This is a genomic window from Streptomyces nodosus, from assembly GCF_008704995.1.
In the GTDB taxonomy this organism is placed as follows: Bacteria; Actinomycetota; Actinomycetes; order Streptomycetales; family Streptomycetaceae; genus Streptomyces; species Streptomyces nodosus.
This window is the reverse complement of sequence record NZ_CP023747.1, coordinates 6,200,944-6,212,961: the sequence shown is the minus strand read 5'-3', so window position 1 is coordinate 6,212,961 and position 12,018 is coordinate 6,200,944. Positions and strand designations below refer to the sequence as shown.

Genomic DNA, 12,018 nt, shown 5'->3' with positions numbered 1-12,018 from the left:
CGCTCGGCTGAGGACCATGTACAGGCGGTCGGTCACCCGGTCGCCGTGGGCGCGGCGGGCAGGTCGATCTCGGTGCGCATGCCGTCCGGCCAGACGAGCGTGATGAGCCGGCCGCCGTCGGGCGTCGGCCGCACCGTCAGTGCGGGGTCGGTGACGTCCGGGGCTCCCCGGTCCAGCAGCACCACTGCGGCGAGCACCTCGCCGTACGGCAGTTCTCCGTCCGTGGCGAGCCAGGGGATCGCCGTCCAGGAACCGAGGGGGCTGGTGCCCTGCTCGGTGGTGATCCCGGCATGGTCGAATCCGCGCAGGGTGCGCAGGCCCGAGCGCAGTGACGCCGTTCGGGCCTCGGCGGACGGGCCCGGCTCGCCGGGGGTGACCCGTGTGTCCGGCCGAGTGTCGGCCGCCACCGGCCAGCCGCCCAGGCGGACGGTGCGCCAGGACGGGTTCGCCCCGGTGGTCGCGGGTGCGTCGACCCGGGCGAGACGGATCTCCACCCCGTCGCGCAGCACCGAGGCGACGGTGACCGTCGGCCCCGGGGTCACCGGCCCCCGCCGTCCGGAGCCGTAGTCGGGGGAGTCGTCGGCGTCGGTGTCGACCCAGTGCGCCGGTCCGCGGGAGGCGGCGGCCAGTACGCCGCCCGGCAACTCCCGGGCGAAGAGCTGCTCGAACCCGGAGCGGTGGGAGGCCCGGCCGGCGTCGTCGAGCAGTACGACCGTGTTGTCCGTCGGTGAGGCCACCGCGTCCGCGGTCAGCGGGGGGACCGTGGCGGTGGAGTAGCCGAGCCGTGCGTACGGGGGCGAGTCCGCGCTGGTGTCGCCGGGGCGGGCATGGTCGGTGCCGTGGTTGAGGACCACCGCGATCCCGTCGCGGTGGCGGGCGGAGAGCAGCCAGCCGGGAGCGGTGAGGACCCGCTCCGTGTCGGCGATCTCGATGGGGAGTGGTAGTTCGGTGTCCGTCCACACCGGATGGCCGGCGGGCAGCATCAGTCCGAGCATGCCCTTGGACGCCCAGTACGGTGAGCCGGAGCCTGAGTAGGACTGGCGCATCGCCGGCCAGGGATGGTGCCAGCCGAGCGTCAGCAGCCCGTCCCGGTCGGGAGCGCCCCGGTCGGTGAAGTGCCGGACGATGCCTCCGGTCACGCGGCGTACCAGGCCCGGCGGTTGCCCTCCGGCTCCGGTGACCGCGCCGACCCAGAACGGCGCGGCGGCGGCGAACCGGTAGGTGAGGCTGCGGCCCTGCAGCAGCGGGGAGCCGTCCGCTCCGACCAGGCGCACCGCGTCGTCGAGGTAGTCACGCAGATCCGCCGCCCAGGTCTCGCGCAGCCGCGGCGGGCAGAGCGAGCCGGTGACGTCGAAAAGGTGGGCCCACAGCAGCGGGTAGAGGTGCAGGGCCCAGCCGGTGTAGTGGTCGTAGGAGCGTTCCTCGCCGTCGCTGAGCCAGCCGCCGGGCCTGCGCATCGCGGCGTGGAAATCGAGGTCCTCCTGGATGTCGGCGGCCGACCACGGGCCGCCCGCCTCGCGCAGGAAGGACTCCACGACGATCCTGAACCAGACCCAGTTGTTCCGCGGGTACGGCTGTCCGAGGACGGTCGCCAGCCAGTCGACGGTCCGCTCGCGCACCCCGTCGTCGAGCCGGTCCCACAGCCAGGGCCGGGTCAGTTGCAGCACCAGGGCTATGGACGCGGCCTCGACCTTGGCCTGGCCGAGTCGGTCGGGGCGCGGCCAGGCCTCCGGTGAACGGGGGTCGGTGCCCGCCGCCAGGCCGCGGGCGTACCGGTCCAGCAGTCCGCCGGGGTCGGCGCCCTTCTCCCCGGCGATCCGGAAGCCGGCCAGCAGAAAGGTGCGGGCGAAGCCCTCCAGGCCGTCGGAGTCGGTGCCGTACATGCTGGTGGGGCCCGGCAGGGCGATGCGGGCACCGGCCGGGGAGCGGTACGGCTCGAGGGCGGCGAGCATCCGGTCCGCGAGCGCGGTCCAGTGGTCGCGGGTCCACCCGGTGTACGGGGAGCGGATCCGGTCCTCCGGGACGGTCGTACGGGGGTGGATGGTCATGCCTGGGCTCCCACAGGGTCTCGATGGGCATGGCTGAGGGCGAGATCGGCGGCCGGTGCCACCGTCGTGAGCATCGCGTCGCTGTTGCGCCGTACGACGAAGAGGGTGCAGCCCGGCAGCACGGCGAGGCCGAGCAGGGGCGCCTGGTTGACGAGGACGAGGGTGATGCCGAGCAGAGCGAGGTTCAGCAGCCCCAGCCACCAGCGCCGCACCGAGGCGTAGCACGCGGTCAGCAGGGTGCGCGGTGAGATCCGCGGCTCGTCCCCCAGGGCGGCCATCGTCACGGTGCCGGAGCTCGCGGCGACGAGCGCGACGACGACCAGCAGCGGTACCAGGGCCGGCCCGGGTGCGGTCCTCCGGAGGACGGCCATGTCGGTGGCCGCCACCGCGACCAACAGCACCCATGGCGCCCAGCCGAGCAGCGCCGGGACGAACAGGCGCCGGTAGCCGCGGAACAGGTCGGCCACCGGGGCCCGGTCGTCCTCGATGGTCCGGCGCAGATAGTGGAAGGCGGCGGCGAGGGAGGGCCCGAGGCCGAAGGACAGCAGTACGAAGAAGACCGGGTACTGCCACGGCCGGTGCACCACGCCCAGGGCGAGCAGCAACGGCGCGTTCGTCACCGCCAGGCCCAGGTTGACGACCAGGACCCGGTGGATGTGCGACCAGACCAGCTCCCAGGACCCGTGGTCGAGATTGAGCCCGGGGCGCCGGCCGGCGACGGGGTTGTTCATGGCCGCCTCACTTCATTCCGCTGGTGGCGATGCCCTGGACGAAGTAGCGCTGTCCGGCCAGGAAGACGACCAGGATCGGCAGTACCGACACCACCGAACCGGTCATGATCATGGCGTACTGGGAGTCGTAGACGCCGACGAACTGCCGCAGTCCGAGCTGCACCGTCCACAGCTCGTTGTCGGTCAGGTAGATGAACGGCCCCATGTAGTCGTTCCAGGTGTTGACGAAGGTCAGCAGGGCGAGGCCGGCCAGCGCGGGCTTGGACAGGGGCAGCACGATCCGTGCCCAGATGCCGTACTCGCTGAGTCCGTCCAGCCGCGCTGCCTCGCTGATCTCGTCCGGGATCGTCAGGTAGTACTGGCGCATCAGGAACACCCCGAACGCGCCGAACGCCTGCAGCAGGATCAGCGAAAGGCGGGTGTTCACCAGTCCCAGGCGCTCCATGATGATGTACTGCGGCACCATGTACGCCTGCCACGGCACCGCGATGGTGCTGACATAGGCGAGGAACAGGGCATCGCGCCCGGGGAAACGGGTCTTGGCGAAGCCGTAGGCCGCGAAGCTCCCGGTCAGCACCTGCAGCCCGGTGATCGTGACACTGAGGAACAGCGAGTTCCCCAGGTAGGTGAGCAGCGGGATCCGGGTCCAGATGTGGGTGAAGTTGTCCCAGCGGAACTCCTCGGGGATCCATTGGATCGGCACCGTGAGCACGTCGCTGTCCCGTTTGACCGAGGAGACCAGCATCCAGGCGAAGGGGACCAGGATCGCCGCCGCCAGCGCGATCAGAGCCGCGTGGAGCAGGACGCGGCCCAGCAGCCGCACCGCCCGGCGGCGCGCGGCGGGACCGGAGCGGCCCGCCCCGTCACCGCCGAGTGGCCGCGCCGCCCCACCCGTTGTGCTGTCCTCGGGCAGCACGCTCGTGTTCATCGCTCGTTCCTCCGCTGGAACCGGAACTGGACCACGGTGATCGTCAGCACGATGACGAAGAGCACCAGGGAAATCGCCGAGGAGTAGCCGAAGCGCCCCTGCTTGATGCCCTCCCGGAAGATCACCTGGGACAGCACCAGGGTCGACCGGCCGGGACCTCCCTCGGTCATGATCTGCACCAGGTCGAAGACCTTGAAGCTGGAGATCGTCAGCATGACCAGCACAAAGAACGTGGTGGGCCGGAGGGCCGGGACGGTGATGTGCCGGAACCGCTGCCAGGGGCCGGCCCCGTCCACCCGCGCCGCCTCGTACAACTCCGCCGGGATGGCCTGGAGTCCGGCGAGATAGAGCACCATGTAGTAGCCCATGTCCCGCCACACACTGGTGATGACGACCGCGGGCATCGCCCAGTCGGTGGAGGTGGTCCACCCCGGTGGATGGCCGACCCCCACGGCCTTCAGCAGCTGGTTCACGGGGCCCAGGTCGGGGCTGAGGAGCATGTTCCACACCACTGCCACCGCGACCAGCGAGGTGACGTACGGGAAGAAGAAGGCCGTGCGCAGGAACCCGACGCCGCGGAGCTTCTGGTTGAGCAGCACGGCCAGGCCGAGGGACGCCGCCAGCGTGAGCGGGATATGGCCGACGGCGTACCACCCGGTGTTGCTCAGCGCGACCCAGAAGGTGTCGCTGTCGAGCATCCTGCGGAAGTTCTCGAGCCCGACCCACTGGGGCGTGGAGTAGGAGTTCCAGTCGGTGAACGCCAGCAGCAGCGTCGCGAGCACCGGTATCAGGGTCAGGGCCGCGAAACCGAGGAAGTTCGGAAGGATGAAACTCCAGCCGACCAGTGTGGTGCGCCGCTGTCGCCGCTTGAGTGCCGTCGCGCCGGACTCGGGGCTCATCCGACTTCGGACTTCACTCGGGAGTCCATCTCCTTGATGCCCGCGTCGAGCGACTTCTCGCCCGTCATCACGAGTTGGTGTTCCTCGGTGAGGATGGTGTCGACGTCGGAGGACTTCTCACTGATCGGCATCTCCAGCTTCACCGTGTCCGGGTGCATGGCCTTCTTGGTGAGGTCGTCGGAGGGCATGCCCTGGTTGGAGAAGTAGGTGTTCATGATCGCCTCGTCGGTGTAGGACGGGGTGATACCGATCTTCGCAACCGCGGCGGCACCCTCGGGACCGGACGCGAAGGAGAGGAACTTCCGGGCCGCGTCGGAGTTCTTCGCCTTCTTGTTGACGGCGAACGCGGTCGGTGCGCCGAACGTGGTCGCCTTGCCGTCGGCGGTGAGCTGCGGCAGCGGCGCCATGCCCCAGTCGTCCTTGAAGTTGCCCGCGGCCTTCTCCTGCAGCAGGACCGCGGCGAACCAGGTGCCCATCGGCATCATCACGGTCTTGTCGGTGGTGAACATCGTCTTGTAGGTGACCTTCTGGCTGTTGGCCGTGGCCCATGGCATGGCGGCACCGGACTTCTGCAGGTCGAGGGCCATGGCGTACTGGTCCTTGAAGAACCCGTAGTCACCCCCGAGCAGGTCACCACCGGTCTGCGCCGCCGCGATCGCCTGGACGAGGGAACGCCAGGTGTGCTGGTAGGTGCCGTAGACCTTCGACCCGCCGCTGCCCCTGGTCTGCTGCTTCGCCAGCGCGGCGTAGTCGGGCCAGGTCAGCCCGGACAGGTCAGCGCCGCTGTCCTTGAGCAGCGACTTGTTGTAGTAGAGGACGTAGAAATCCTGCCGGTAGGGCAGTGCGTAGTACTCGCCGTCCATGTCGTAGGCGTCGAGCCCGCCGTACTTCGCCTTGTCCAGCTTGGCGGCCTCGTCGGTGACCGACTGCAGCTGACCCCGTGTCCCGAACCGGGCGTAGTCGGTGAGGGTCTTCATCGTCAGCACATCGGTGGTGTCACCACCGGCCAGCATGGTGGTGACCTTCTCGGAGTAGTCGTCGGAGAGGATGTCGACCGGGCGGACCTCGATGTCCGGGTACTTCGCCTTGAACCCGTCGATCAGCGCCTTGAACTCGGGTGTCTGGTCGTAGTTCCACAGGGCGATCCGGAGCACCTTCTTGCCGTCGGCGGTGGTGTCGGAACCACCGCTGCCGCACCCGGCGGTGAGCAGAGCCAGCGCAATGGCTGCCGTCAGGACCTTGGCGGGTCGTCTCATGGTGCGTATCTCCTTCGGTGTTCGGCGAATGGAAGACATCGGCTCAGGCACTCAGTCCAAGGGCCCAGGACTCCGCGGTGACCTCTCCCCGCAGCGGCTGCTGCCCGAGCCACCGGGCCAGCTCGTCGATGGTGTGGTCGGTGAGGCGCCCGATCTCCGAACCGAGCGACCCCGCCACATGCGGGGTGACCATGACCTGGGCCAGCCGCCGCAACGGTGAACTCGCGGGCAGCGGCTCCGGATCGGTCACATCGAGGATGGCGAAGAGGCGGCCGGACGCGCACTCGGCGGCGAGTGCGTCGGAGTCGACCAGGCTGCCGCGCGCCGTGTTGATGACCGTCGCATGGTCCGGAAGCAGACGCAGTTGCTCGGCACCGATGAGGTGCCGGGTCTCCTGCAACTCGGGGGCGTGCAGGGACAATACGTCGACTCTGGGCAGCAGCTCCCGCAGCTCGACCAGGGTCGCGCCGGCCGCCGCGACCTCCGCCGGATCGGCGTACGGATCCGCGACCAGACAGGTGGTGTCGTCGAGAACCTTGAGGAGTTCGACCACCTTGCGGCCGATGCGGGAGAATCCGACGATTCCCACGGTCTGCGCGAAGTTCGACAGGTCCCCGTAACCGGTCACCCTGCCCCACCCCTCATACGCGAGGCGCTCGTCGGCGGCGATGAAGGGAACCTTCTTGCCCGCGAAGATGATGGCCGCCAAGGTGTACTCGGCCACGGGAACGGCGTTGGTGTCGGCCGCGCTGGTGATCCGGATCCCCCGCCGCCACACATCGTCCCCCACCAGGCCCCGCACGCTGCCGGCGCAGTGCAGCACCATGCGCAGCGCGGGCGCCGCATCGAGCCGCTCCGGTGTCAGCCGGGGAGCCCCCCAGGACGTCAGCATCACCTCGACGTCCGCCAGCCGGGCCCGTACCGCCGGTGTGTCGAGGTCGTCGGTCCAGACCGGATCACCCAGCGTCACCAGGTCCGCCAGCCGCGCGAGACGGGCGGCGTCGAAGTGCGCTTCGAAGCTCTCCCTGCTCATCACGACCAATGCGGATGGGGTCGTCTGCATCAAGCGTCGAGTCCTTCCCTCGGCCGGTTCCACACCGGTGCCGGCGAGCGCCCCTTGCCGGTCGCGTGGGGAAAGAGATAGTGGTGATGGGCACAGACCCGCTACGGCTCGTACAGGAACGAAGCGATTCGTTCAGGGTCGAACACACAGGATCGGGGGAGGGTGGACCGATGGCCGGTGACCGGCTCTTCGCTCTGCAACGCAGGGAACGGCTCATGGACGAACTGCGCCAGCACGGCGCCGTCCGGGTCCGCGAGCTGGCCCTCATGCTCGAGGTCAGTGAACTGACGGTGCGGCGCGACATCGCCGCACTCGCCGACCGCGGTCTGCTCACCAAGGTGCACGGAGGCGCCACCCTCCCGACCGAGACCGACTCGGCTCCCCAGCGCCGGATCCGCCCCGGATCCACGCCGTTCACCATCGGCATGGTCGTCCCCTCGCTGGACTACTACTGGCCGGCCATCGTGACCGGCGCCCGGGCGGCCTCGGTCGCGTTGGGCGTCCAGATCCAGCTGCGCGGGTCCAGCTACGACCGGGCCGAGGACCGCAGGCAGATCAGCCGGCTGATCGAGGCCAAGCAGGTGCAGGGACTGCTGCTGGCGCCCAGCCTGGAGGCCGACGGCGCCGACGAGATGATCGACTGGATCGGCAGGCTGCCGGTGCCGACCATCCTCGTGGAACGGCAGACCCCGCCCTGGACCCCGACACCGCGACAGCTCGAATGGGTACGCAGCGACCACGCGCTGGGCCTGGAGACGGCAGTTCGCCATCTGCACGAACACGGCCACCGCCGGATCGGGTTGGTGCTCGCGAACGGCAGCCCGACCTCGACACACCTCGCCCAGGGCTGGCTGCGGGCCTGCGCGGAACTCGGCCTGCCCGGCGACTTCGTGGTCCGCGAGAGCGTGGCCCTCGACATACCCGGCCACCGGCAGATCATCGAGGAGATCCTGCTCCGCTGCCGCCGGTCCCGGACCACCGCGCTCATCGTGCACAGCGACCAGGACGCGATGTCCGTCGCCCAGTACGCCGCCGAACAGGGCATCGCGATCCCGGACGACCTGGCCCTCGTCAGTTACGACGACGAGGTGGCCCAGCTCGCCGAGCCGGCCATGACGGCGGTCCGCCCGCCCAAGGCCCGGGTGGGCCGGGTCGCCGTGGAGATGATGGTCTCCAGGCTGCTGGAGGGCAAACGCCGCCCGGCACAGCGCGTCCTGGTCCTGCCGGAGCTGATCATCCGCAACTCCTCGCTCAGGACGGGGACCGGCCGGTGACCGGGAGGGGACGGCCGAGGCCGCCGGCTCCGGTGGGGTCCGAAGCGTCTGAACGGGCCTGGCCGCCGAAGGCCTGCCGTCACAACCATCCGTTGCGCTGGGCCTGCAGGGCCAGTTGGAAACGGTTCGCGGCGCCGAGCCGGGCCATCAGGATCTGAAGGCGGCGGAACAGCGTACGGCGGCTGATTCCCAGTTCTCGGGCGATGAGGTCGTCGCTCGTACCGCCGGCCAGGAGCCACAGCAGACGGCGGTCGGCAGGGGGCAGACCCCCTGGGCGGGTCGTGCCGCCGTGGAAGGGCAGAGCCTGCTGCCACGACTGCTCGAACAACGCGATGAGGGCGGAGAGCAGACCGCACGGCTGTACGACCAGCATGGTGTTGTGCACGTCGGCCTCCTTGATCGACAGTGACACCAGCGCGTACGCCTCGTCGATGATCAGGAGCTTGACGGGGACGGACGGCAGCACTCTGGCCTGCTCACCGGCGTCGATGCACGGTTCGATGACATGTCTGAGGTGGTCCGGGCGTTCCAGCGACTCGCGGGAGTACACGACGCGTTGCGTGACACCGCGGGCCAGCGTGGCCAGTGCGTCGTCGGTGGCACCAGCCACGGGAGAGTAGGGGGGTGACTCCAACTGCCGGATCTGGTGGCGGGCACTGGCCCAGGCCTGCCGCATCCTGGGGCCGACGGCGTCGCCGGTGACGATCTCGACGAGGTGGTCGTCGTGGGCCGCGAGCCGCCGGCGCCGGAACGAGTCGAAGGCGCCCGAGACCGCGATGCGGGACTTCTCGACATCGGCCACACGACGCCGGGCGAGGACCTCGAGACCGGCGGCCGGCACCACCGGCGCCACCACATCCTCGTCCCTCTCGGCGGCAGCGGCCAGACCGGCGTCGACGAGCTCGGCGTACGCCGCGGCCAGGCCGGGGCCGTCCAGACCGGCCGCGGCGGCGATCTCGCTCAGCGGCGCGGGGGCCAGCTCCAGCAGGGTGAGATAGACCCGGGTAGCCGCCTGGCCGACGCCCAGGAGACGCAGTGCCTCGCCGAGATTCGCGTTCGTCATGAGCCGCATTATCGACGGCCGCGGCCGGCCGGGCGTGGCCGATCTGTGCCAGTGGCACCACTGCGCACCAAACGTGGGCGCCGCGGGATAACGTCACCGAGCCGTCGGCACGCGGCGGCGCTCGATTCCCAGGAAGGCGGACACCGTGGCGAAGGGCCGGAAGAACGGTTTGTACTCAGGGATCTCCGAGGAACTGTCCGCGTCGATGCGGACGGGCTGGGCGGACACCGAACGGCACGAACTGCCGCTCGACGAGCAGGCCCCGTACGCGGCCGCACGCCGGGCCGCGCTCTCCGCGCGCTTCCCGGGTGAACGGCTGGTGATCCCCTCGGGGAACCTCAAGGTCCGTTCGAACGACGACACCTACCCGTTCCGGCCGTACTCCGGCTATGTGCACATGACCGGCGACCAGGCCCGGGACGGCGCCCTTGTCCTCGAACCCCGGGCGGACGGCGGCCACGACGCCTACTGCTACCAGCTCCCACGGGACAGCAGGGACGACAACGAGTTCTGGACCGGTGCCACGGCAGAGCTGTGGATGGGCCGGCGCCGCTCCCTCGCCGAGGCGGAGCGCGTGCTCGGCCTGGAGTGCCGGGACGTCCGCACGGCGGCCGCCGACCTGGCAGCCGTCTCCGGCACACCGACCCGCATCGTCCGCGGTGTCGACCCGTCCCTGGAGGCCGCCGTCACCACCGAGGCGGAACGGGACGCGGAGCTGGAAGAGGCCCTCAGCGATCTACGCATCGTGAAGGACGAGTGGGAGATCAAGGAGATCCGCTCGGCCGTGGACTCCACGGTGCGCAGCTTCACGGATGTCGTCGGTGAGCTGTCGCGGGCGATCGCGTCGTCCGAGCGGTGGATCGAGGGCACCTTCTTCCGTCGCGCCCGCCTCGAGGGCAACGCCGTGGGCTATGGCACGATCTGCGCCGCGGGCGAGCACGCCACGATCATGCACTGGACCGACAACGACGGACCGGTCCGCCCCGGGGAACTGCTCCTGCTCGACGCGGGCGTGGAGTCACGGACCCTGTACACCGCCGACGTCACGCGCACTCTGCCGATCAGCGGCACCTTCACCCCCGTCCAGCGCCAGGTCTACGACGCGGTGTACGAGGCCCAGGAGGCGGGCATGGCGGCCGTCAAGCCGGGTGCCGCGTATCGGGACTTCCATGAGGCGGCCCAGCGTTCCCTGGCGGCACGGCTGGTCGAGTGGGGTTTCATCGAGGGGCCTGCCGACCGCGCCTACGAGCTGGGCCTCCAGCGCCGCTTCACGATGGCCGGTACCGGTCATATGCTCGGCCTGGACGTCCACGACTGCGCACAGGCCCGGACCGAGGAGTACGTCGACGGCGTACTGGAGCCGGGCATGGTGCTCACCGTCGAGCCCGGCCTGTACTTCCAGCCGGACGACCTGACCGTGCCTCAGGAGTGGCGCGGCATCGGCGTACGCATCGAGGACGACCTGCTCGTCACCGCCGACGGCCACGAGAATCTGTCCGCGGGCCTGCCACGGTCCGCGGCTGAGGTCGAATCATGGATGGCCCGCTTCGGGGGCTGAACACACCGAGAACCGAACCGAGGGCAGGACCACTGCCGTTGCCGTCCACTACTACCGTCACCCCCACGCTGAAGCCCCGCCAGGACACACCTGACGGGGCTTCAATTTCACTATGGCTACCGGTCCGCCCGTACCCGGAAAACCTTGCCGCCCTTGATTGCGTCAGGACTAGGGGATTCCTGCATCAGGGGGCTTGACTCTGTAGCGAGGATAAAAACTTCAGCCCAGAAGATACAGCCCGCAACAATATAATCAAGCGGATTATCCTCGGAGACTCGAAAGAGTTTACTCTCTCGCCATCTACGCCCAGCCCTCTGCTCTTCAGTTCGCAAAACATCTGGGCCCGCATCCGACACACTAAGACCTAAGTACTGGTCGGCCAGCGAGATCCGGGAAACATCCTGGAATACGACATCGAAGACCCTAGGGACGCCCCCTTCCTCACCGCCCAAGAAACCGCGAATCAGGATTTTACTGTGGCCTACCTCAATAGCCCACGGTTTGAAAATTCCCCGGAGGCTCAGAGGGAGATGACCATCCACCAGCTGGTATGTCACTAGCTAAACTTACTCCTGCGAGATCTCAAAATCACGCGGTGCTTTTGCAGCGAGTCACGGTACCTGAACTCAAGTTGCACCTGAACGTAAGCCTCGTGCTCCCCGGAGGAGTCGGCCACTTCGAGCTGTCGATCGTCGAGAAGCGCCCCACCGCCTGAGTCAGCCCCGATAGCGACGATCCGAAGCCTTCCGTCTCCTCGGCAATCCGACGCGCGGTACGTGCCGCCGCCTCCACCTTCTGCTTCCTGGACATGGTCACCTTTCAGCTCCGGTACTACACGCCCGATAGTGCTCAGGCAGACCTAGGAGTTGGGGCCGATCCCGAGCGCCCCTTCCAGTGCCTCCTTCATGTCTTGCTCGCTATAATAGGGAAGCCCCTCCCCTGGGCGATACAGGGAAACCGCCTCAGTCAATTTCTCATATAGATCCGCGTCAAGGAATTCAGAGATCAGGATATTTTCAATCTTCCCTACCAATCTCATCGACCGGTCACGACCATCAATGAATTCCTGCGCGAGTTCCTTGATTTCCTCTATCGGTTTCACGGCACCTTTACTTCCTTGGGGACCATGACCGTCCCGTTCGTCATGGAGCACGCGCCCCCACGGTCCACGCCCTCAGGGCTCCTCAGGTCCCGCGGA

General features: G+C 68.8%; 10 protein-coding genes. 2 read left to right on the top strand and 8 right to left on the bottom strand.

Translation table 11 applies throughout. The features are described from left to right. Positions 1–32 precede the first annotated feature (32 nt). The 6 genes from CP978_RS27760 to CP978_RS27735 are packed head-to-tail and all read right to left on the bottom strand — an operon-like array spanning position 33 to position 6,925. Positions 33–2,048, bottom strand: coding sequence for a DUF2264 domain-containing protein (locus tag CP978_RS27760; RefSeq protein ID WP_043445268.1), 2,016 nt, complete (start codon positions 2,046–2,048; stop codon positions 33–35). Continuing rightward, positions 2,045–2,779, bottom strand: coding sequence for a DUF624 domain-containing protein (locus CP978_RS27755; protein ID WP_052454317.1), 735 nt, complete (start codon positions 2,777–2,779; stop codon positions 2,045–2,047). The genes CP978_RS27760 and CP978_RS27755 overlap by 4 nt, the downstream gene beginning before the upstream one ends. Before the next feature lie 7 nt (positions 2,780–2,786). After that, a complete protein-coding gene (locus CP978_RS27750; RefSeq protein ID WP_043445267.1) occupies positions 2,787–3,707 on the bottom strand; it encodes a carbohydrate ABC transporter permease in 921 nt (306 codons plus the stop codon). Next, entirely contained in the window at positions 3,704–4,606 is a 903-nt protein-coding gene (locus CP978_RS27745) for a carbohydrate ABC transporter permease (protein ID WP_043445266.1), read from the bottom strand. Before CP978_RS27745 ends, CP978_RS27750 begins: the two co-directional genes overlap by 4 nt. Next, entirely contained in the window at positions 4,603–5,862 is a 1,260-nt protein-coding gene (locus tag CP978_RS27740; RefSeq protein WP_043445265.1) for an ABC transporter substrate-binding protein, read from the bottom strand. The genes CP978_RS27745 and CP978_RS27740 overlap by 4 nt, the downstream gene beginning before the upstream one ends. Positions 5,863–5,905: 43 nt before the next feature. After that, positions 5,906–6,925, bottom strand: a complete 1,020-nt coding sequence (locus CP978_RS27735; RefSeq protein ID WP_043445264.1) for a hydroxyacid dehydrogenase — start codon at positions 6,923–6,925, stop codon at positions 5,906–5,908. Positions 6,926–7,095: 170 nt separating this feature from the next. On the opposite strand from CP978_RS27735, the gene CP978_RS27730 reads away from it, so the two are divergent. Continuing rightward, positions 7,096–8,199 (top strand): substrate-binding domain-containing protein, encoded by a 1,104-nt coding sequence (locus CP978_RS27730; RefSeq protein ID WP_043445263.1) that lies wholly within the window; start codon positions 7,096–7,098, stop codon positions 8,197–8,199. A gap of 79 nt (positions 8,200–8,278) precedes the next feature. On the opposite strand, the gene CP978_RS27725 is transcribed toward CP978_RS27730, so the two are convergent. After that, on the bottom strand, positions 8,279–9,262 hold the full coding sequence (locus tag CP978_RS27725) for a response regulator transcription factor (RefSeq protein ID WP_174498688.1): 984 nt from the start codon (positions 9,260–9,262) through the stop codon (positions 8,279–8,281). 145 nt (positions 9,263–9,407) lie between these two features. Here CP978_RS27725 and CP978_RS27720 point away from each other — a divergent pair, with 145 nt between their 5' ends. Beyond that, positions 9,408–10,820 (top strand): aminopeptidase P family protein, encoded by a 1,413-nt coding sequence (locus CP978_RS27720; RefSeq protein ID WP_043445259.1) that lies wholly within the window; start codon positions 9,408–9,410, stop codon positions 10,818–10,820. Between the two features lie 859 nt (positions 10,821–11,679). Here the strand turns inward: CP978_RS27720 and CP978_RS27715 are convergent. Continuing rightward, a complete protein-coding gene (locus tag CP978_RS27715; RefSeq protein ID WP_043445257.1) occupies positions 11,680–11,922 on the bottom strand; it encodes a hypothetical protein in 243 nt (80 codons plus the stop codon). Positions 11,923–12,018 lie beyond the last annotated feature (96 nt).

What these genes read in the sequence shown, in the direction of transcription:
- CP978_RS27730 (WP_043445263.1), top strand. Translation starts at nt 7,096, where the DNA reads ATGGCCGGTGACCGGCTCTTCGCTCTGCAACGCAGGGAACGGCTCATG.
- CP978_RS27750 (WP_043445267.1), bottom strand. Translation starts at nt 3,707, where the DNA reads ATGAACACGAGCGTGCTGCCCGAGGACAGCACAACGGGTGGGGCGGCG.
- CP978_RS27755 (WP_052454317.1), bottom strand. Translation starts at nt 2,779, where the DNA reads ATGAACAACCCCGTCGCCGGCCGGCGCCCCGGGCTCAATCTCGACCAC.
- CP978_RS27745 (WP_043445266.1), bottom strand. Translation starts at nt 4,606, where the DNA reads ATGAGCCCCGAGTCCGGCGCGACGGCACTCAAGCGGCGACAGCGGCGC.
- CP978_RS27760 (WP_043445268.1), bottom strand. Translation starts at nt 2,048, where the DNA reads ATGACCATCCACCCCCGTACGACCGTCCCGGAGGACCGGATCCGCTCC.
- CP978_RS27735 (WP_043445264.1), bottom strand. Translation starts at nt 6,925, where the DNA reads ATGCAGACGACCCCATCCGCATTGGTCGTGATGAGCAGGGAGAGCTTC.
- CP978_RS27740 (WP_043445265.1), bottom strand. Translation starts at nt 5,862, where the DNA reads ATGAGACGACCCGCCAAGGTCCTGACGGCAGCCATTGCGCTGGCTCTG.
- CP978_RS27725 (WP_174498688.1), bottom strand. Translation starts at nt 9,262, where the DNA reads ATGACGAACGCGAATCTCGGCGAGGCACTGCGTCTCCTGGGCGTCGGC.